Source organism: Streptomyces mangrovisoli (genome assembly GCF_000974985.2).
GTDB classification, from domain to species: Bacteria; Actinomycetota; Actinomycetes; order Streptomycetales; family Streptomycetaceae; genus Streptomyces; species Streptomyces mangrovisoli.
Genome location: NZ_LAVA02000021.1, coordinates 47183 through 68177, shown reverse-complemented (window position 1 = coordinate 68177; position 20995 = coordinate 47183). Strand labels below are relative to the sequence as shown.

The following is a 20995-nucleotide window of genomic DNA, read 5'->3' as shown; positions in this document are numbered from 1 at the left end:
TCCATGCGAAAGGAAGAACCGTGGCCACCACGCGCACCGCACACACCGTCTGGGAAGGCAGCCTGCTGGAGGGCAACGGCGTCGTCTCCTTCGACTCCTCCGGCGCCATCGCCGACCAGCCGGTCACCTGGGCCTCCCGGGCCGAGGACGCGAACGGGAAGACCAGCCCCGAGGAACTGATCGCCGCCGCGCACTCCAGCTGCTTCTCGATGGCGCTGTCGCACGCCCTGGCCGGCGCCGGCACCCCGCCCACCCGGCTCACCACCTCCGCCGACGTGAAGTTCCAGCCCGGCGAGGGCATCACCGGCATCCACCTCACCGTGGAGGGCACCGTCCCCGGCCTGGACGACGACGGCTTCGTGGCCGCCGCCGAGGACGCCAAGAAGAACTGCCCGGTCAGCCAGGCCCTGACCGGCACCACGATCACCCTGTCGGCGAAGCTCGCCTGAGCCCGCGTCCCGACCGGCCCCGGCGCCGCGCCCCCGCGAGGGGAGCGCGGCGCCGTCGTCGTTCACCCCGATCGACGGGGTACCCGGCATTGACAAGGCGCCGCGCCCGTTCTGTCCTGGAGTGCGGGCACCGCCGGGCGGAAGGGGACGCAGATGGCACGTGCGGTCGGGATCGATCTCGGGACGACGAACTCGGTGGTGGCCGTCCTGGAGGGCGGTGACCCCACGGTCGTGGCCAACGCCGAGGGGGCGCGCACCACCCCGTCGGTGGTGGCCTTCGCGAAGAACGGCGAGGTGCTGGTCGGCGAGGTCGCCAAGCGGCAGGCCGTGACCAACGTGGACCGCACCGCGCGCTCGGTGAAGCGGCACATGGGCGACACCTCCTGGCGGTTCCCGGACCAGGGCGCCGTCGACGGCACCCGCTACCGGGCGCAGGAACTGTCCGCACGGGTGCTCCAGAAACTCAAGCGGGACGCCGAGGCGTATCTCGGCGAGGACGTCACCGACGCCGTGATCACCGTGCCCGCCTACTTCGACGACTCCCAGCGGCAGGCCACCAAGGAGGCCGGGGAGATCGCGGGCCTGAAGGTGCTGCGGATCATCAACGAGCCGACGGCCGCCGCCCTCGCCTACGGCCTCGACCGCGGCGAGGAGCAGACCGTGCTCGTCTTCGACCTCGGCGGCGGCACCTTCGACGTGTCGCTGCTGGAGATCGGCGACGGCGTCATCGAGGTCAAGGCCACCAACGGCGACACCGGGCTCGGCGGCGACGACTGGGACCAGCGGATCGTCGAGCACCTGGTCAAGACGTTCAAGGGCCAGTACGGCATCGACCTCGGCCAGGACAGGATGGCGCTGCAACGGCTGCGCGAAGGCGCCGAGAAGGCCAAGATCGAGCTGTCCTCGTCGTCCGAGACGTCGATCAACCTGCCCTATGTCACCGCCTCCGCCGAGGGACCCCTGCACCTCGAACAGAAACTGACGCGCGCTCAGTTCCAGGAACTCACCGCCGACTTGCTGGACCGCTGCAAGACCCCCTTCCACCAGGCGGTCAAGGACGCCGGGGTGAAGCTCTCCGCGATCGACCACGTGATCCTCGTCGGCGGCTCCACGCGGATGCCCGCGGTGACCGACCTGGTGCGCGAACTCACCGGCAAGGACCCGCACAAGGGCGTCAACCCGGACGAGGTGGTGGCCGTCGGCGCCGCCCTCCAGGCGGGCGTGATCCGCGGCGACGTGAAGGACGTCCTGCTGCTCGACGTCACCCCGCTGTCCCTGGGCATCGAGACCAAGGGCGGCATCATGACCCGGCTGATCGAGCGCAACACGACCATCCCGACCCGGCGTTCGGAGATCTTCACCACGGCCACCGACAACCAGCCCTCGGTCGGCATCCAGGTCTACCAGGGCGAACGCGAGATCGCCGCCTACAACAAGAAGCTCGGCGTCTTCGACCTGACCGGGCTGCCGCCCGCCCCGCGCGGGGTGCCCCAGATCGAGGTGGCGTTCGACATCGACGCCAACGGGATCATGCACGTCTCCGCGAAGGACCTGGCCACCGGCCGCGAGCAGAAGATGACCGTGACCGGCGGCTCCGCCCTCCCGAAGGACGACATCGACCGCATGATGCGCGAGGCCGAACAGTACGCCGAGGAGGACCGCAGGCGCCGCGAGGGCGTCGAGACCCGCAACCAGGCCGAGCAACTCGTCTACCAGACCGAGAAGTTCGTCCGGGACAACGAGGACCGCATCCCCGCCGACACCCGCGCCGAGGTGGCGGCCGCCGTCTCCGAGGTGAAGACCCTGCTGGAGCAGGAGACCGACACCGCCGCCCTGCGCGCGGGCGTCGAGAAACTCGCCACCGTCAGTCAGCGGATGGGCCAGGCCATGTACGCCCAGGCCCGGCCCGACACCCCGGCGAACGGCGGCACCGAGCAGCACGACGTGCCGCAGGACGACGACGAGACCGTGGTCGAGGCGGAGATCGTCGACGACGACCGGGACACGCGCGGGGGAGCCGCGTAGCGCGGCCCGTCAGGGGTGGTGCACCGTGGGCAGGGCCGCGCACACCGCGTCCAGGACACAGGCGTACGGCGTGCCGTCCTCGGTGAGCCGGCCGCGCAGGCGCTCCAGCGTCGTGCGGTGCTCGGTGAGCAGCCCCGTCTCGCCGGTACGGGCGGTGAACTCCAGAACGGCGGGCAGGAAGTCGGGCCGCTCCTCGCCGACGTCCAGTCCGTGCGCGCGGTAGGCGTCCTCGAAGCGGCCCGCCGAGGCGGCGTCCGGGCCGCTGCCGCCGCTCTGCCACCGGCTCAGATAGAGGCTGTGCCCGCGCTCCATGTCGAACACCCGCAGATAGTGCGCGGCCAGCTCGGCGGGTTCCGTCACCGCCGCGTGGTCGGTGAACCCCCGCAGCTGGGGGGCGGCCTCGCGCAGCAGCGGCAGCCGGGCGTGGAAGTCCTCGCCCGGGTAGGTCAGGCAGAGCGCGGCCGCCTGGTACAGCACGGTGTCCGAGGGCATCCCGCCTCCTTCGCGTCGTCCGGGGGCCGGCGTCTGCGCGGCGCGGGGCAGACCGGCATGGCCAGGAAGGGGCCCTGGCTCGCCCCCGCGCCGGAACCAGGCCTGTTCCGACGCTAGGGGCGGGCCGCACGACGCACCCGTTCTTCGCACCCGTCCGGGTTGACGGCGGGCCGGGGAACGGCGGGGCGGGTCAGGGCTTGCGGGCCACCCCCGCGTACACCGGGACGATGCCCTCGGCCTGGGCGGCCACGTCCTCCGCGTCCGGCCGCCACCCGTAGACCGGGATCACACCGGGTCCGAGCAGTTCCAGGCCCTCGAAGAACCGGGTGAACCCGGCGAGGCTGCGCGGGTGGAACGGGGTGCCGCTGCGGCGGAACAGGGCCGCCGCCTTCTCCATGGCCTCGGGGCTGAGGTCCGGCGTGACCTGGGAGAGGATCAGGTAGCTGCCCGGGGCGAGCACGTCGACGTAACCCCCCAGCAGGCCGTACACGTCGTCGCCGTCCGGCTTCTCGTCCAGGTAGTGGGTGAGCGCCACCAGGGACAGCGCGACGGGCCGTGCGAAGTCCAGGCTCGCCCCGGCCAGCCGCAGGATGGTGTCGGGGTCGCGGACGTCGGCGTGCACGTACTCGGTGGAGCCCTCGGCGGTGCCGCGCAGCAGGGCCTGCGCGTGCCGCAGCACGATCGGGTCGTTGTCGGCGTACACCACCCGGCTCTCCGGCGCGACGGCCTGCACGACCTGGTGCAGATTGGGCTCGGTGGGTATGCCGGTGCCGATGTCCAGGAACTGGCGGACCCCGGCCTCGGCGGCCGTGCGGGTGGCCCGGTGCATGAACCGGCGGTTGGCACGCGCGCCGCGCACCACCGTGCCGTCCACCTCCAGGATCCGGCGGGCCAGCTCCTCGTCCACGGGGTAGTTGTCCTTGCCGCCCAGCCACCAGTCGTAGACCCGCGCGGGGTGCGGGCGGCTGGTGTCGACGTGGGTGGGCGCGGATTCCGGTGCGCTCATGCGGGCAGGGCTCCTCGGCGTGCGGTCGCAGGCGGGTGGGCGGGGGTCAGAAGCGTTCGCGGTACTCGCGCAGGAGCTTCTTGGTGCGCTGGGCGGACGCGGCGCGCGCCGTCATGTGGTCGAGGACCTCCAGATGCGCGGAGACCTCCCCCCGCGAGTCCAGATAGAGGGCGCCGGTCAGATACTCGGTGAACACCATGTCGGGAAGCTCGGGTTCGGCGAACCGGAACAGCGAGAACGGCGCGTACGTCCCCGGGTGCGGGCCCTCGCGGAACTCGGCGATCTGCAGCGTCACCCGGTCCCGCTCGGCGAACTCCAGCAGCTTGTCCAGCTGTTCGCCCATCACATGGCCGCGGATGCTCACCGGCCGCAGCAGCACCGTCTCGTCCATGATCACCCACAGGTGCGGCGGATCGTCGCCCTCCAGGAGTCGCTGCCGCTCCATCCGCAGCGACACGTGCCGCTCGATGGAGTCGCCGGAGGTGCCGATCGTGCCGGCCTCCATGACGGCGCGCGCGTAGTCCTCCGTCTGCAACAGGCCCGGCACGAAATGGGGTTCGTAGGACCGGATGAGCCGGGCCGCGCCCTCCAGGCTGACGTACATGCTGAACCAGTCCGGCAGCACGTCGTGGAACCGCTGCCACCAGCCCGGCTGGTTGGCCTCCTCGGCCAGCGCGACGAACGCGCCGGCCTCCTCGTCGGAGACGCCGTACTCGGTCAACAGCACCTGGACGTAAGGGATTTTGAGGGATACCTCGGCCATCTCCATGCGGCGCACGGTCGCCGGGGCGACCCGCAGCACGCGGGCGGCGTCCTCGCGCCTGACGCCCGCCGCCTCGCGCAGTTCCTGAAGCCGCTTGCCCAGCACCACCTGGCCGACGGTGGGCGCGGCCCGTCGTTCACTCACGCCACGCCTCCCCGAACGCGCCGAAGTCTGCGTGCAGTGTGCCATGCGCCCCTCGACCGCACGCGTGATCGAGCGAAAAATGGCCAGTCGACGCCTTGTCAGTTCACCAGAGAGTGAAGGTACTTGACCGTCGCGGGGTCCGCGGGCAGGAACGTCTCGACGGCCAGTTCGGCGACCGTGACGTCCATCGGCGTGTTGAACGTGGCGATGGACGAGATGAACGAGAGCACCCGACCGGCGTGCTCGATCCGCATCGGCAGCGCGAAGTACGGCACGGGCCCGTCGTCCTCGTCCTCCTCGCCCGCCCGCTCCCGCCCGGGCAGCGGGTAGGCCGCCACCTCCTCGTACAGGGCGCGCAGCGGCGCCGAGCGGTGCAGCGCGATCTGCCGCTCCATCTGGGCCAGCAGGTGCCCGCGCCAGGCCCGCAGATTGCGGATGCGCGGCGCGAGACCCTCCGGGTGCAGGGTCAGCCGCATCGCGTTCAGCGGCGGTGCGAGCAGCGCCTCGGGCACCCCCTCCAGCAGCATCGTCACGCCCCGGTTCGCCGCGACGACGTCGTACGCCGCGTCGACCACCAGCGCCGGGTAGGGCTCATAGCCCTGGATCAGCCGTTCCAGGCCGTCGCGCAGCGCGTCCAGCGCCGGGTCGTCGAGCGGGGTCTCGGGGTAGCGGGGTGCGTAACCGGCCGCCAGCAGCAGCGCGTTGCGCTCCCGCACCGGCACCTCCAGATGCTCCGCGAGCCGCAGCACCATCTCCTCGCTGGGCCGGGAGCGGCCGGTCTCGACGAAGCTGATGTGCCGGGCGGAGGAGTCGGCCCGCAGCGCCAGCTCCAGCTGGCTGACCCGGCGCCGCTCCCGCCAGGCGCGCAGCAGCGGGCCCACCCCGGCGGGGGCGGTGGCCTGGGGTGGCGTGGTCGCGGTCATGGGTACGACGGTAGTCCAGGCGCCGCGAACGGCCGCGGGTGTTTCCCCGCTCCAGCCTTGTGCCGCGGCCCGTCCACCTGCCCGGCCGTCTCCCCGCCCGGCCCTGTGCCCCGGGCCCTCGCGCCACCCCTGTGGCAGGCTGGGAGGGCGCACCCCCGAGCGCGACCGGAAGGAGCAGTCCATGCCCGTCGAACCGCTGGCGCCGAAGGAGATCGAGGAGCGGCTCGCCGAGCTGCCCGGCTGGTCGGCCGACGGGGGACTGCTCGGCCGGTCCTACCGGCTGGCCTCGCACTTCGCCGCGACCGCCATGGTCGTGCACATCGCCCAGGTGCAGGAGGAGCTGGACCACCACTCCGACCTGACCCTCGGCTACAACACGGTCTCCGTGAGCGTGAGCACCCACAGCGCGGGCGGCGCGCTCACCGTGAAGGACTTCGAACTGGCCGGCCGGATCGCCGCGTTGGCGCCCGCGCACGGCGCGAGCTGACCACCGGCGGCAGCGGGGCGGCGGGCGGGGGGAGAGAGCGGACGTGCTCGACTACGACAAAGAGGCGGAGGTCTACGACGCCTCGCGCGGCGGTGAGGCGCGCGCCGCCGCGGCCGCCGACGCCGTGCTCGGCCTGCTGCCCGAGCGGGCCACCGCGCTGCTCGACCTCGCCTGCGGCACGGGCATCGTCACCCGGCGCCTCGCGGCGGGGCGCCCCGCAGCCCGGGTCACCGGCGCCGACCTGGCCCCGGGCATGGCGCGGATGGCCGCCGCCCGGCTGCCCGGCCGGGTGGTGATCGCCGACAGCCGCCGACTGCCCTTCCCCGACGCCGCGTTCGACGCCGTCACCAGTGTCTGGCTGCTGCACCTCGTCGACGATCCGGCCGACGCCCGCGCGGTCGTCGCCGAATGCGCCCGCGTGCTGCGGCCCGGCGGCGTCTATGTCACCACCGTCGACAAGGCGGCCGCACACGACGTGGGCAGCGACATCGACGCCGTACTGGCGGGCCGTCCGCGCCGCCACCCCCGCGACGCCGCGCTCGCCGTCGAGGCGTACGCCGCCGCGCACGGGCTGCGGCCGTCCGGACGGGCCCGGTTCGTGGGGGCCGGCCAGGGCCGCAGCCCCCGCGACACGATCGCGGACCTGCGGCGCGGCTGGTTCACCGGACTGCCCCCCGGCGACCCGCGCGCCGAGCACTTCGCACACCGCCTGGCGGCCCTCCCGGACCAGGAACGCCCGCGCCCGGACCCGCACTTCACGCTGTGCGCGTTTCGCAGGGAGCCGGGGCGGCCCGCGCCCGGCTGAGCCTGCCGACGGGAAGGTGACGACACGCCCGAGGACCGGGCGGCCCCGTGTGAGGGCGGGGCCGCCCGGTGGTCGGCCCCGCCGTCAGGTGGCGGGGCCGCGTACGCGGAGCCCTGGCGGGGTTATTCGAGAAGCTCCGCGTACGAACCCATGGCCAGGGCTATGTCCGCCTGGGCCCAGAAGCGGTGATAGGTGAAACTGGGCGCGGCGCCGCCCGCGAGGTAGCTCTCGATCTTCGACCAGGCCGGGTCGTTCTTGTAGAAGGACCTGAGCGAGATGAAGGTCGAGGACGAGGTGACCGCGTCGCCGTTCGGCATGGTGCCGCTGAAGGTGCTCGGCACATACACGGAGTCGTCGAAACGGCTGTAGTCGGTGCGGGTCTCCGGGACGGCGATGCCCAGGGCGTCCTGGTCGTTGTCCCACATGCCGTCCAGCAGCGCCTTCGCCGTCGACTTGGCGGTGACGTCACCGGACTTGGCGCCGTAGTAGGTGAGCGTCTTGGCGTACGCGGCGGCCACGCCGACGTCGTTCGTGTAGTCGGCGACCGTGACGTGCAGCCCGCTGTTGCTGCCGGGGCTCGCCGCGTTCCAGGTGTCCGGCTGCCCGGACCACTGGAGGGTGGAGGGGATCAGGAAGGTGCCGTCCGGGTTGACCGTGGTCTTGGACAGCGCCCACTTCACCCACTTGTCGAGGACGGTCTTCGCGGTGGCGTTCCCGGTCTGCTGGTAGTACTCGGCGACCCGCTCCATCGACCACGCCTGGAAGCCGAACCACTGGTTGGACGGCGGGTCGTGGTAGACGGGCGCCTCGTCGTAGTACATCCCGTAGAAGGTGGACGTCCCGCTCGGCGGGGTCGCGTAACGGCCCTGCCAGCTGTTGGTCGCGCCGCCCGCGATGGCGCCCTCGCTGGACTGCAGCCACTGGTAGAACTCCAGCTGGCGCTTGAGCGAGGTGCCCCAGTCCGCCGCCCCCGTCGCCGACTTGGGCTCCAGATCGGCGTACGAGCTGAGCGCGTAGGCGGCCAGCGGGTTCTGGTAGCCGCCGTGGACATGGCTGGAGCCGATCCGCCAGGCCCAGCCGGCACTGGTGTCCGTGGCCCCGCCCCACGCGTAGTACCAGGACAGCAGGTAGTCGGAGGAGTCCTTGCCGGTGCCGGCGGCACAGGCGGACGGGCCGACACAGTTGCCGATCTTCTTGAAGTACTTGTCGTACATCGCGTAGCGCAGATAGTCGCCCATCTTCGCGGCCTTGGCCACGGTGGCCGACACGTCGGAGCCCTTGCCCTGCTGTCTGGCCCACACGTCCGCCCAGTAGGCGGCCTGCACCGCGCGCGCGTCCGCGTCCGGGGCGTCGGTGTACTTCCACTGCTTCGCGTACGACGAGTCGCCGGTGAACAGGTCCAGATAGCCGTTCCTGCCGCCGTACTTGAAGGCGTCGCAGGTCGGCTGCGGAACCGTCTCCCACACCGACTCCTGCGCACCGCGCTGGAAGGTGTTGATGTACGACGGGCCCGAAGCGGTGGGTCCCGCCTCGCAGGAGCCGGGCGCGTCGCCGTAGCCGTAGACGTTGTCGACGTCCTCCAGCCAGTGCATGCCGTACACGTCGTCCGTGCCGTAGGTGCTCTTCAGCTCGCCGGCGATCGGGTCCGAGCCGACGGACACCGAGGTGTCGAGCTTCGCCGGATACTCGTTCGGCGTGTCCAGCTCCGGCGCGTACGTGGCCGGTTTGGCCGCGTTGTAGAAGGAGTTGGTGGGCTGGTCGGCGTGGGTGGGGATCATGTACTTCTCCATCAGGGCCCACGCGCCGTTGAACTTGGACCAGTCGCCCGTCACCTTGCCGTACATGGCCTGCAGCCACAGCAGATAGCTGTACGCCTCGGACGTGGTCTCGTGGCCGTAGTCCGGCGCCTCGACGATCAGCGTCTCGACCGAGTGGTAGGGGATGCCCTGCGGGGAGAAGTAGCCGTTCGCCGGGTCGGTGATCTTCCCGTAGAGATCCAGGAAGCGGGCGTCGTACGCCTTCGACGCCGCCAGCTCCGTCACCGTGACCGTGGCCCCGGCGTGCCCGGCCGCCGAGGCGGTGAAGGTGGCCGCGCCGGTGCCGGAGGAGTCGGCGGTGACCGTCACCGTCTGCGCCGTGCTCCAGTTCGCCGGGGTGAAGGTGAGCGAGGCGCCGCCGGTGACGGTGAGGCCGGTGTTGCCGTCCGTACGGGCCACGGCGACGGTGACGTTCGCGCTCGGCTGGGTCGACAGCTTCACCGCGAAGGTTCCCGACGTGCCTTGCCGTACGCCCAGTTGGGCGGGGGTGGCGACCACGGCGGGGCCCGCCGCGACCGTGATGCCGACCGGCGTGGACTCGGCGGACGCGCCCAGGCTGTCGTACGCCTTCGCGACCAGGGAATGACTGCCCACGGTCAAGCCGGAGGCCGAGAGCGCGTACGGCGCGCTCGTGTCGGTGCCGAGCAGGGTGGTGTCGTCGTAGAACTCCACCTTGCTGACGGTGGCGTTGTCGGCGGCGGCCGCGGTCGCCGCGAGCGGCACCGCGTCGCCCTGGGTGTAGACCGCGCCCGCGGCGGGGCTGGTCAGCACGGCGATCGGCGGCTGGTGCGCGCCGGCACAGGTGGTGCCGTTCACGGCGAACGACGTGGGCGCGGTGTTGGTGCCGCTGTAGCCGAACTGCGCCCCGGTCGAGACCGCGCCGCCCGCGGCGACGGTCCCGTTGTAGGACGCGTTCTGCACCGTCACCGACTGGCCGGACTGCGACCAGGTGCCGTTCCAGCCGCTGACGAGCTTCTGGTTGCCCGTGTAGGCGTACGTCAGCGTCCAGCCGTCGATCGCGGCGGTGCCGCGGTTGGTCAGGGTGAGGTCCGCGGTGAAGCCGGACCCCCAGTCGTTCGTCCTGTAGTCGACGCTGCACTGGAGCGACGCCGCGCGTGCGGTCGTCGCGCCCGTCGCCAGCATGGACAGGGGAAGGGCGAGCGCCGCGACGGCGGCGGTCCACCATCGCCGTGAGGCTCTGCGTCTGCGCGCTGTCCGAGTGGGGGGATGCATGGTGCGGGTCCTCCTTGCGGCTCGGCGAGGTCAAGGCTCGAACCCAGTGGGAGCGCTCCCATAGTGGGGACGGGGGCCGGAGCGGTCAAGATGCTTGAAGACTCGAAATGATTCGAGGTGCACCGTTCGGCCCTTCGAGGCGCGTCGTTCGGCCCTTCGAGGAAAAGTCAGGCGCATCCCCTGTTCATTGACGTCACTCGGCGCTACCTTCCTCCGCACCAGTGGGAGCGGTTCCATCAGTCGACGCGCCGGTCACGGCGCGCCCGAGCTGCAAGGAGTCGCTCATGCGACACCCCCCGCGTTCAATGCTTTTAGCCGTCACCGGTGCGGTCGCCCTGGTCGGGGCCGCGCTGGTGCCGGTGGTGTCGGCGTCCGGAGCAACGCCGGCCTGCACCGTGGACTACTCCGTCACCAACCAGTGGGACACCGGGTTCCAGGGGTCGGTGACGATCACCAACAACGCCGCCGCGCGGAGCAGTTGGAGCCTCGCCTTCGGCTTCGCGGACGGCCAGAAGGTCACCCAGGGCTGGAACGCGCAATGGTCCCAGTCCGGCACGGCGGTGACCGCGGCCAACGAGACCTGGAACGGCACGCTCGCCACGGGCGCGAGCGTGACGGCCGGCTTCATCGGCTCGTGGTCGGGGCGCAACACCGTGCCCACCGCGTTCAAGCTCGACGGCACCACCTGCAACGTGGACTCCGAGCCCTCGTCGCCACCCCCGTCGGACACCACGCCACCGCCCTCGGACGGCACCGCCCCGGCGCTGCACGTCACGGGGAACAGGCTGGTGGACGCGTCCGGCGCGACCAGGCGGCTGCTCGGCGTCAACCGCTCCGGCGGCGAGTTCGACTGCGTGCAGGGCTACGGCATCTGGGACGGCCCGGTCGACGACGCGGCGATCCAGGCGATCGCCGACTGGCACGCCGATGCCGTGCGCATCCCGCTCAACGAGGAGTGCTGGCTCGGCCTGTCCAACGTCAAACCCGAGTACTCGGGAGCCAACTACACCTCCGCGGTGCAGGAGTTGGTGGCACGTATCGAGGCGCACGGCATGACCCCGGTGCTCGACCTGCACTGGACCCACGGGCAGTACACCGGCAACTCGGCGGGCTGCTCCGACGTCCACGCCACCTGCCAGAAACCGATGCCGGACGCGCAGTACTCCCCGTCCTTCTGGTCGTCGGTCGCCAGTACCTTCAAGGGCGACCAGGCGGTCGTGTTCGACCTGTTCAACGAGCCCTACCCGGACCGGGCGACCTCCACCACCACCCAGGCGTGGCAGTGCTGGCGCGACGGCGGCACCTGCCCCGGCATCTCCTACGAGGTCGCCGGAATGCAGGACCTCGTCGACGCCGTCCGGGGAACCGGAGCCCACAACGTCGTCCTGGCCGGCGGGCTCGCCTACTCCAACGACCTGAGCCAGTGGCTCACCTACCGGCCCAGCGATCCGACCGGCAACCTCGCCGCCGCGTACCACGGGTACAACTTCAACTCCTGTGCCGGCGAGAGCTGCTGGAACTCCACCCTCGCCCCGGTCGCGGCCCAGGTGCCGCTGGTGGCCGGTGAGATCGGCGAGAACACCTGCTCGCACGGATTCGTCGACCAGGCCATGAAGTGGTTCGACGACCGGGGGCTGTCCTACCTCGGCTGGACCTGGAACACCTGGGACTGCTCCTCGGGCCCGTCGTTGATCTCCGCCTACGACGGGACGCCCACCGCGTACGGCATCGGGGTGCGCGACCATCTGCGCGCCGTCAACCCGTAACTCCCCCCACCCAGAAGGAATCCCCCCTCATGAGTCGTACCAGAACAGCGATACTCGCCGCCCTGGCGCTGGTCGCCGGGGCCACCGGGACCGCGTACACGGCACTCCCGGCGGCCGCCGCGGCCGCGTCGATCCCGTGCACCGTGGACTACACGGTGCAGAACCAGTGGGACACCGGCTTCACCGCCGCCGTCACCATCACCAACAACGCCGCGGCGAAGAGCAGTTGGTCGGTGAAGTGGTCGTACGCCGGCAACCAGAAGGTCACCAGCTACTGGAACTCCAAGATCACCCAGAGCGGTACGGCCGTGACCGCGAACAACGAGTCCTACAACGGCACGATCGCCACCGGTGGTTCGGTCAGCTTCGGGTTCAACGGCTCCTACAGCGGCACCAACGCCGTCCCGACCGCGTTCACCCTCGACGGTGTGACCTGCAACGTCGACGACGGCAGCGGCGGGGGTGGCGGAGGCGGCACCGGCGGGGGCGGCGGCAGCGACGGCCGGGTCGACAACCCCTACGAGGGCGCCCAGGTCTACGTGAACCCCGAGTGGTCCGCGAAGGCCGCCGCGGAGCCGGGCGGCAGCCGGGTCTCCAACCAGCCCACCGGTGTCTGGCTCGACCGGATCGCCGCGATCGACGGCGTGAACGGCGGCATGGGCCTGCGCGACCACCTCGACGCCGCCCTCGCCCAGAAGGGCGGCAACGAGGAGGTCGTCCAGCTGGTCGTCTACGACCTGCCGGGCCGCGACTGCGCCGCCCTCGCCTCCAACGGCGAACTCGGCCCGACGGAGATCGACAAGTACAAGACCCAGTTCATCGACCCGATCGCGACGATCCTCGCCGACCCCAAGTACGCCTCGCTCCGGATCGTCACCACCATCGAGATCGACTCGCTGCCCAACCTGGTCACCAACACCGGCAGCCGCGCCACCGCCACCGCCAACTGCGACACCATGCTCGCCAACGGCAACTACGTGAAGGGCGTCGGCTACGCGCTCGCCAAGCTGGGCGCGATCCCCAACGTCTACAACTACCTCGACGCCGGCCACCACGGCTGGCTCGGCTGGGACGACAACTTCGCACCGGCCGCGAACGTGTTCAAGCAGGCCGCGACCAGCGAGGGCGCGACCGTCGACGACGTGGCCGGATTCATCACCAACACGGCCAACTACAGCGCCCTGAAGGAGAACAACTTCACCGTGAACGACACGGTGAACGGCACCTCGGTGCGCCAGTCCAAGTGGGTCGACTGGAACCGCTACGTCGACGAGCAGTCCTTCGCGCAGGCCTTCCGCACCGAGCTGGTCTCGGTCGGCTTCAACGCGAACATCGGCATGCTGATCGACACCTCCCGCAACGGCTGGGGCGGCACCGCCCGGCCCACCGGCCCCGGCGCCACCACCAGCGTGGACACCTATGTGGACGGCGGCCGCTACGACCGGCGCATCCACATCGGCAACTGGTGCAACCAGTCCGGAGCCGGCCTCGGCGAGCGCCCGCAGGCGGCCCCGGCCGCCGGTATCGACGCCTACGTCTGGATGAAGCCTCCGGGTGAGTCGGACGGCTCCAGCACCGCCATCGCCAACGACGAGGGCAAGGGCTTCGACCGCATGTGCGACCCGACCTACACGGGCAACGCCCGCAACGGCAACAACCTCTCCGGCGCGCTGCCGAACGCGCCGCTGTCCGGGCACTGGTTCTCGGCGCAGTTCCAGCAGCTGATGCAGAACGCCTACCCGCCGCTGTCCTAGCGGGGTGAGGGGCAGGCCGGGGCCCGCAGGCGCGCGGGCCCCGGCCGGGCCTTGCCGTACGAGGGAATGTGTTTGCCGTATCGGCAACACCGCTGGCTTTTGCGCGGTGGGTCGGCGCACCCTGGGCGGCATCCGGACGAGAGGCTTGCCCCATGGCGCACCAGCACGACCACGATCACCGGCACCACGACCACGAACAGGCATCCGGCGGCCGGCCCGAGCACGACCACCACCACGACCACGGCGATGTCGACTGGGCCGAGATGGGTCCGCTGCTGGAGGACCAGGCGGAGCTGTTCACCCCGCTGTACGAGCGGACCCTCGCCTGGCTGGGCAAGGAGGTGACCGAACCGGGGCTGATCGTCGACGCGGGCAGCGGCCCGGGAGTCGTGTCCGTCCTGTTCGCCGAGACGTTCCCGGGCGCCCGGGTGGTCGCCGTGGACGCGGCCGGGCCCCTGCTGGAGCGGGCCGCGGACCGCGCCGCCCGGCACGGCGTCGCCGACCGGTTCGGCACCCTCGCGGGCGAGCTGCCCTCCGTCCTCGACGAACTGGACTATCCGGCGGATCTGCTCTGGGCCAGCCGCAGCCTGCACCACCTCGGCGACCAGCGGGCCGCGCTCGCCGCGTTCGCCGACCGGCTCGCGCCCGGCGGCACCCTGGCCCTCATGGAGGGCGGGCTGCCCGCCCGGTTCCTGCCGCGTGACATCGGCATCGGGCGCCCCGGCCTCCAGGCCCGTATCGACGTGCTGGAGCAGGAGTGGTTCGCGCGGATGCGGGACGGGCTGCCGGACTCCGTGGCCGTCACCGAGGACTGGGCGGCGCTGCTGGCCTCCGCGGGCCTCAAGCACACCCGCACCCGCACGTTCCTGCTCGACCTGCCCGCACCGGCCACCGACCGGGCCCGCTCCTACGTTGCCGCCACCCTGGGCCGGATGCGCGAGGGCCTGGGCGAGTCCCTGGACGCGGCGGACCGGGCGACCCTGGACCGGCTGCTCGACCCCGAGGACCCGGCGAGCGTGCACCGGCGCGCGGACGTGTTCGTCCTCGCGGCACACACGGTGCACACGGCGGTACGCGCCGGGTAGGCGGGCGGTACGCGCCGGGTAGGCGGTCGACCGGCTACGCGCCGGGTGGACGGTCGACCGGCCCTCGGCGCGCTTGACTTCGAGAGCGCTTGAAGTGATGGACTCCCTCTCGAACCAGCCGGGCGCCAGCGGGGCGGCCGGCCTCACAGGGGGTAGGCACCATGACCGGCACCACGACCGACTCTCCGGTCGCGCTCATCACCGGCGGCGGCAGCGGCATCGGCGCGGCGGTGGCCCGGCGGCTGCTCGACGCGGGCCACCGGGTCGCGGTCACCGGCCGCACGGAACGCCGGCTGTCCGACTTCGCCGCCGAACTGGGCGACCCGGACCGCCTGTTGACGATCACCGGGAACGCGGCCGACTACGACGACGTCCAAGAGGCCGTCGCCGTGACACTCAAGGAGTTCGGGCGGATCGACACGGTCGTCGCCAACGCCGGTTCCGCCAGCCACGATTCGGTCGCCGAGGGCGACCCGGCGAAGTGGACCGACATGGTGCTGACCAACGTGCTCGGCCCCGCCCTGCTGATCCGCGCGTCGATCGACGCGCTGAAGGCGACGCGCGGCCGGATCGTGCTCGTCGGCAGCGTCGCCGGGTTTGTGCACACGCCCGGCAACATCTACGGCGCCACCAAGTGGGCGGTCACCGGCCTCGCCGAGAACACCCGCCGCCAGGTGACCGAGTGGGGCGTCGGCGTGACCCTGATCGCCCCGGGCCGGGTGGAGACCCCGTTCTGGGACGGGATGGGCAGCCTGCCCCCGGGCACGCTGCTGACCGCCGACCAGATCGCGGACTCGGTCGTGTGGGCTGTCCGGCAGCCCGACGGCGTCGACGTCAACACCGTCGTCGTACGGCCGCTCGGACAGCCCAACTGACCTCACCTGGGCATCAGTTGTTCGCGAGGAACTGCTGCGCCAGCTGATTGCCGAGCGTCACCGCCGCGCTGTGGCTCTCGATGGGGGAGACCTTCGAGTTCTTGAACAGGATGTACGTCACGCCGGAGTCGGCCCCGCCGGTCGCCGGATCGGGGTCGATGCCGAGCGCGTTCGCGGTGGCGTACGAGGCCTCGCCGATGATCTGGGTGGGGCCGGTGTCGCCGACGACGGCGTACTCCACCTTGTTGTTGTAGATCACGGCGACCACGCCGCCGCCCTTGATGCCGGCGCCGGTGTAGTTCCAGATGCTGCTGGAGCTCGGGACGACGACGTACGGCAGCGACTCGGCCTTCAGCGGCTTGCCGTCGGACTGGTGGAAGGCCGTGTCGTCCTGGTACCAGGGGTCGCGGTCCTCGTTGCAGTTCGTGGTGCGCTGCCCGTCGCAGTCGATGTCCATGTCGGCCTTCCAGAAGACCGCGCCGTTCTTGCCGCACACCGGCACGGTGGCCGAGGTCTCCTCGTCGGTGCGGTACTTGCCGTTGGACAGCTGCGCGCAGGACGTCACCTTGGCGAGCAGGCTCGCCGCGGTGACGGAGCCCTCCTGGGCGGAGGCCGGGGCCTGGGCGCCGGCGGCGTGCGCCGGGAGGATTCCGGCGGCGAGCAGCGCGGCCGCGGAGGCCGCGGCGAGGGCGAGGGTGCGTAAGCGCACGGTGGGGGGCTTGGTGGGGGGCACTGTGGGGGACCCTTCTGTTAGGAAAGTTTCCTTACCGAGTGCCGTACACCGTGGCGCCGTTTGCATGGCCGCGTCAACCCTTTGGTCCGGACCTGTTGCGGACGGGCAAGGGAAGGGGCCGCCCGCCTGCGGCGAGCGGCCCCGGTGCGCGTCCCCGGCCGGGAAGGTCAGCCGACGTCGAACGTGGCCGGGTCCGGGCCCAGCCGGCGGTCCTCGTTCAGCGCGGAGATCGCCGCGAGGTCCTCGGTGTCCAGACTGAAGTCGAACACCTCGATGTTCTCCTTGATCCGCGACGGCGTCACGGACTTGGGGATCACGATGGTGCCCAGCTGGAGATGCCAGCGCAGCACCACCTGGGCCGGGGTGCGGCCGTGCTTCTGCGCGATCGCGACGATCGCCGGGACCTCCAGCAGGCCCTTGCCGGAACCGAGCGGCGACCAGGCCTCGGTGGCGATGCCCTGCTCGGCGAGGTACGCGCGCGCCGCGTGCTGCTGGAGGTGCGGGTGCAGCTCGATCTGGTCGACCGCCGGGATGACCGAGGTCTCCTCGATCAGCCGCTTCAGGTGCTCGGTGAGGAAGTTGGAGACGCCGATGGCGCGGACCCGGCCGTCGGCCAGCAGCTTCTCGAACGCCTTGTAGGAGTCGACGTAGGTGTCGCGGGCGGGGGTCGGCCAGTGGATCAGATACAGGTCGACGTAGTCGAGGCCGAGCTTGTCGAGGGAGGTGTCGAAGGCGCGCAGGGTGGCGTCGTACCCCTGGTCGCTGTTCCACAGCTTGGTGGTGACGAACACGTCCTCGCGGGCCAGGCCCGCCTTGGCGATCGCCCGGCCGGTGCCCGCCTCGTTGCCGTAGATCGCCGCCGTGTCGATGCTGCGGTACCCGGCCTCCAGTGCGGTGGCGACCGCCTGCTCGGCCTCGTCGTCCGGCACCTGCCACACGCCGAAGCCCAGCTGGGGCATCTCGACGCCGTTGTTGAGGATGATCGGGGGGACCTTGCTGCTCACGAGCTCTTGATCCTTAGGTTGTCGTCAGGTGGTACTCCCATCGTCAACGATCACGCGCCGTGATGCATTCCTGACCGCGGGACTCGGCCGGAAACATGGCGGGGATCACGCCCGGCGCGCGCCGCGCGGCGTACGGCGGGTCGCTCAGGCCCGGTACAGCGCCTCGACCTCGTTGGCGTACGCGTTCTCGATCGCCTTGCGCTTCAGCTTCAACGACGGTGTCAGCAGGCCGTGTTCCTCGGTGAAGGGCTGCGCGAGGATGCGGAAGGTGCGGATCGACTCGGCCTGCGAGACCAGGGTGTTGGCGGCGACCACCGCGCGCCGCACCTCCGTCTCCAGATCGCCGTCGTGCACCAGCTGCGGCCCGGCGAGCGCCGGCTTGCCGCGCATCTGGAGCCAGTGCTCCACCGCCTCCTGGTCGAGGGTGACCAGCGCGGCCACGTACGGACGGTCGTTGCCGACGACGATGCACTGGTGGACCAGCGGATGGTCGCGGACCCGTTCCTCCAGCACGCCGGGCGAGACGCTCTTGCCGCCGGAGGTCACCAGGATCTCCTTCTTGCGGCCGGTGATCGTGAGGTAGCCGTCCTCGTCGAGCGAGCCGAGGTCGCCGGTGGCGAGCCAGCCGTCGTGCAGGGTGCCGTCGGTGGCCTTCTGGTTGTTCAGATAGCCCTGGAAGACGTTGCCGCCGTTGATCCAGACCTCCCCGTCGTCCGCGATGTGCACGGAGACCCCCGGGATCGGCTGCCCGACGGTGCCGTAGCGGGTGCGCTCCGGCGGGTTCGCGGTGGCCGCCGCCGTCGACTCGGTGAGGCCGTAGCCCTCGTAGATCTGCACGCCCGCCCCGGCGAAGAACAGGCCGAGCCGCCGGTCCATCGCGGAGCCGCCGGACATCGCGTGCCGCACCCTGCCGCCCATCGCGGCGCGGACCTTGGAGTAGACGAGCTTGTCGAAGAGCTGGTGCTGCACGCGCAGCGCGGCCGACGGGCCGGGGCCGGTGCCCCACGCCTTGGCCTCCACCGCGTCGGCGTACTTCACCGCCACGTCCACCGCCTTCTCGAACGGGCCCTCCTTGCCCTCCCGCTCCGCCTTGCGGCGCGCCGCGTTGAAGACCTTCTCGAAGATGTACGGCACCGCGAGGAAGAACGTCGGCCGGAACGCGGCCAGGTCCGGCAGCAGGGCGGCCGCGTGCAGCTGCGGCTGGTGGCCGAAGCGGACCCGGCCGCGGAACGCGGCGATCTGCACCATCCGGCCGAAGACGTGCGCGAGCGGCAGGAACAGCAGGGTGGCCGCCTCGTCGCCCTTCTTCGAGTGGAACACCGGCTCCCAGCGCGCGATGACGGTGTCCGCCTCGAACATGAAGTTGCCGTGCGTCAGCACGCAGCCCTTGGGGCGGCCCGTGGTGCCCGAGGTGTAGATGATCGTGGCGACCGACTCGGGGGTGACCGCCTCGCGGTGCCGGTGCACCAGCGCGTCGTCCAGGTGCGCGCCGGCGTCGTACAGCTCCTGCACGGCACCGGTGTCGAGCTGCCACAGCTGGTGCAGCATCGGCAGCCGGTCGATGACGGTGGCGATGGTCATCGCGTGGTCCTCGTGCTCCACCATCGCCGCCGAGACCTGGGCGTCGTGCAGCATCCAGAAACACTGCTCCGCCGACGACGTCGGGTAGATCGGCACGACCTGGGCGCCGATCGACCACAGCGCGAAGTCGAACAGGGTCCACTCGTAGCGGGTGCGGCACATGATCGCGACGCGGTCGCCGAAGCGGATGCCGCGCGCGAGCAGGCCCTTGGCCAGGGCCAGCACCTCGTCGCGGAACTCGGCCGCGGTCACGTCCCGCCACTGGCCGCCGTCGTCCTTGCGGCCGAGCGCCACGAAGAGCGGGTCCTCCTGGGCGTACTGGAACACGGCATCGGCCAGACCGCCCACGGGCGGTGCCGACGCCAACGGAGGATTGGTGAACTCGCGCAAACCCCGCTCCCGCCTCCTCAGCGTCCGGTGAGCCTGTGGCTCCGCACAGCGCCGTGAAAGCTACCCCACCTCTTGGCGGGGCGGGAGGGGGTACGAAAGGGAACGATGCTCACGTAAGGATGGGGCGGGGCCGGGAAAATGCACGCACAGGGGAAAGCGGGGGACAGATTACTTACGGTCGAGTAAGTACCGGAACCGCAATCTCCACGGAATCTGCCCGGGGCGCTTACGGGTTCCCTCCGGGGGTTCGGGAGGGGTGGCGGGGCCCGTCCGACGTGCGGGTCATCGCGTGCGCGGCGTCCCGGGACCGGGCGTTGTCGCGCGATCTGCGGGCCGCGGTCGGGTGTCGGGCGTGGTGCCCCCGTGCGGCCCGGTCGTGGCTGGTCGCGCAGTTCCCCGCGCCCCTTGGGGGGTGGCGGTCGGGGGCGCCCCGTCAGGGGCGCGGGGAACGGCGCGCTCGGCTCCCCGCCGGGCCGCGGTCGGGTGTCGGGCGTGGTGCCCCCGTGCGGGCCCGGTGGGGGCTGGTCGCGCAGTTCCCCGCGCCCCTTGGGGGGTGGCGGTCGGGGGCGCCCCGTCAGGGGCGCGGGGAACGGCGCGACCAGCCCTCGACGGGCCGCGGACGGGTGTCTGGGGTGGGGCCCCGTGGGGGTCCGTCGTGGCTGAGCGCGCCGTTCCTCGCGCCCCTGGGGTGCGTGGGCCGAGGCGCCCTGTCAGGGGCGCGGGGAACTGCGCGAAATGGTCCCCACCGGCCCGGGGTGACGGAGATGATCGCGACCCCGCCCGGCCAGGGCTAGCGCAGGCGGTCGCCGCGGGTCAGGATCGCCGCTGCCAGCGCGTCCGCCGCCTCCTGGGCCGAGGGGCGGCGTCGGCCGTGGACGAGCACGAAGTCGACCCGGCCCAGTTCCGGCAGACCCGCCCGGTCGGGGACCCGTGTCAGGCCCGGCGGCACCATGCCCCGGGAGTGCGCCATCACGCCCAGCCCCGCACGGGCCGCCGCGATCAGCCCGTTCAGGCTGCCGCTGGTGCACGCGACCCGCCAGGCCCGGCCCTGCCGCTCCAGCGCCTCCATGGCGAGGGCCCGGGTGATGCCCGGCGGCGGATAGACGATCAGCGGCACCGGCCGGTCGGGGTCCAGGCGCAGCCGCTCCGCGCCGATCCACACCAGGTCGTCCTGCCACACCGGCTCGCCCCGCGGGTCCTCCGGGCGCCGCTTGGCCAGTACCAGGTCCAGCTTCCCGGCGGCCAGCTGCTCGTGCAGGGTGCCGGACAGCTCCACGGTCAGTTCGAGGTCCACCTCGGGGTGGTCGTGACGGAAGGACTCGAGGATCTCCGGCAACCGGGTCAGCACGAAGTCCTCGGACGCCCCGAACCGCAGCCGGCCGCGCAGCCGCGTGCCCGTGAAGAACGCCGATGCCTGCTCGTGCACCTCCAGGATGCGGCGGGCGAACCCGAGCATCGCCTCGCCGTCCTCGGTCAGCTCCACCGAGTGGGTGTCCCGCGAGAACAGCTGGCGCCCGGCCGCGTCCTCCAGTCGCCGCACGTGCTGGCTCACCGTCGACTGGCGCAGCCCCAGCCGCCGGGCCGCCTGCGTGAAGCTCAGCGTCTGCGAGACCGTGAGGAAGGTGCGCAGGTGAGAGGGGTCGTACATCTCCACCACGATAGG

The 20995-nt window shown here is 71.7% G+C and carries 17 protein-coding genes; 8 read left to right on the top strand and 9 right to left on the bottom strand.

Going from position 1 to position 20995, the window contains the following annotated elements:
- Positions 1-20 precede the first annotated feature (20 nt).
- Positions 21-449 carry an OsmC family protein gene (locus tag WN71_RS10930; protein ID WP_046586467.1) on the top strand — a complete coding sequence of 143 codons (429 nt, stop codon included), beginning with the start codon at positions 21-23 and terminating at the stop codon, positions 447-449.
- Positions 450-602: 153 nt separating this feature from the next.
- Positions 603-2474, top strand: a complete 1872-nt coding sequence (dnaK, locus tag WN71_RS10925) for a molecular chaperone DnaK (protein WP_046586469.1) — start codon at positions 603-605, stop codon at positions 2472-2474.
- 9 nt (positions 2475-2483) lie between these two features.
- Here the strand turns inward: dnaK and WN71_RS10920 are convergent, their stop codons facing one another.
- From WN71_RS10920 to WN71_RS10905, 4 genes are all read right to left on the bottom strand, one after another.
- Positions 2484-2966 (bottom strand): nitrate reductase molybdenum cofactor assembly chaperone, encoded by a 483-nt coding sequence (locus tag WN71_RS10920; protein ID WP_046586472.1) that lies wholly within the window; start codon positions 2964-2966, stop codon positions 2484-2486.
- A 190-nt stretch (positions 2967-3156) separates the two neighbouring features.
- The gene (locus WN71_RS10915) at positions 3157-3972 is read right to left on the bottom strand and encodes an SAM-dependent methyltransferase (protein WP_046586474.1); all 816 of its coding nucleotides are present in this window, start codon (positions 3970-3972) and stop codon (positions 3157-3159) included.
- Between the two features lie 46 nt (positions 3973-4018).
- The gene (locus WN71_RS10910; protein WP_046586477.1) at positions 4019-4879 is read right to left on the bottom strand and encodes a helix-turn-helix domain-containing protein; all 861 of its coding nucleotides are present in this window, start codon (positions 4877-4879) and stop codon (positions 4019-4021) included.
- 98 nt (positions 4880-4977) lie between these two features.
- Complete coding sequence (locus WN71_RS10905) at positions 4978-5802, bottom strand: helix-turn-helix domain-containing protein (protein ID WP_046586478.1); 825 nt, start codon at positions 5800-5802, stop codon at positions 4978-4980.
- A 181-nt stretch (positions 5803-5983) separates the two neighbouring features.
- Here WN71_RS10905 and WN71_RS10900 point away from each other — a divergent pair, with 181 nt between their 5' ends.
- On the top strand, positions 5984-6289 hold the full coding sequence (locus tag WN71_RS10900) for a 4a-hydroxytetrahydrobiopterin dehydratase (RefSeq protein WP_046586479.1): 306 nt from the start codon (positions 5984-5986) through the stop codon (positions 6287-6289).
- A 43-nt stretch (positions 6290-6332) separates the two neighbouring features.
- Positions 6333-7094, top strand: coding sequence for a class I SAM-dependent methyltransferase (locus tag WN71_RS10895; RefSeq protein WP_046586482.1), 762 nt, complete (start codon positions 6333-6335; stop codon positions 7092-7094).
- 122 nt (positions 7095-7216) lie between these two features.
- On the opposite strand, the gene WN71_RS10890 is transcribed toward WN71_RS10895, so the two are convergent.
- Complete coding sequence (locus WN71_RS10890) at positions 7217-10144, bottom strand: glycoside hydrolase family 48 protein (protein WP_046586484.1); 2928 nt, start codon at positions 10142-10144, stop codon at positions 7217-7219.
- Between the two features lie 284 nt (positions 10145-10428).
- Between WN71_RS10890 and WN71_RS10885 the strand changes: the two genes are divergently transcribed.
- The 4 genes from WN71_RS10885 to WN71_RS10870 all read left to right on the top strand — a co-directional run bounded on the left by WN71_RS10885 (position 10429) and on the right by WN71_RS10870 (position 15624).
- Positions 10429-11910: a cellulose binding domain-containing protein gene (locus WN71_RS10885; RefSeq protein ID WP_079177800.1), complete on the top strand. Its 1482-nt coding sequence runs from the start codon at positions 10429-10431 to the stop codon at positions 11908-11910.
- 29 nt (positions 11911-11939) lie between these two features.
- Positions 11940-13664, top strand: a complete 1725-nt coding sequence (locus WN71_RS10880) for a glycoside hydrolase family 6 protein (protein ID WP_046586486.1) — start codon at positions 11940-11942, stop codon at positions 13662-13664.
- A gap of 152 nt (positions 13665-13816) precedes the next feature.
- On the top strand, positions 13817-14749 hold the full coding sequence (locus tag WN71_RS10875) for a class I SAM-dependent methyltransferase (protein WP_046586488.1): 933 nt from the start codon (positions 13817-13819) through the stop codon (positions 14747-14749).
- A 161-nt stretch (positions 14750-14910) separates the two neighbouring features.
- Positions 14911-15624 (top strand): SDR family oxidoreductase, encoded by a 714-nt coding sequence (locus WN71_RS10870; protein ID WP_046586492.1) that lies wholly within the window; start codon positions 14911-14913, stop codon positions 15622-15624.
- A 13-nt stretch (positions 15625-15637) separates the two neighbouring features.
- Here WN71_RS10870 and WN71_RS10865 read toward each other — a convergent pair whose 3' ends face one another.
- From WN71_RS10865 to WN71_RS10850, 4 genes are all read right to left on the bottom strand, one after another.
- Positions 15638-16333, bottom strand: a complete 696-nt coding sequence (locus tag WN71_RS10865; protein WP_046586553.1) for a glycoside hydrolase family 75 protein — start codon at positions 16331-16333, stop codon at positions 15638-15640.
- A 191-nt stretch (positions 16334-16524) separates the two neighbouring features.
- The gene (locus WN71_RS10860) at positions 16525-17361 is read right to left on the bottom strand and encodes an aldo/keto reductase (protein WP_046586498.1); all 837 of its coding nucleotides are present in this window, start codon (positions 17359-17361) and stop codon (positions 16525-16527) included.
- Between the two features lie 144 nt (positions 17362-17505).
- A complete protein-coding gene (locus WN71_RS10855; protein WP_046586501.1) occupies positions 17506-19332 on the bottom strand; it encodes an AMP-dependent synthetase/ligase in 1827 nt (608 codons plus the stop codon).
- Positions 19333-20122: 790 nt separating this feature from the next.
- Complete coding sequence (locus WN71_RS10850; protein WP_046586554.1) at positions 20123-20980, bottom strand: LysR substrate-binding domain-containing protein; 858 nt, start codon at positions 20978-20980, stop codon at positions 20123-20125.
- Positions 20981-20995: the final 15 nt, after the last annotated feature.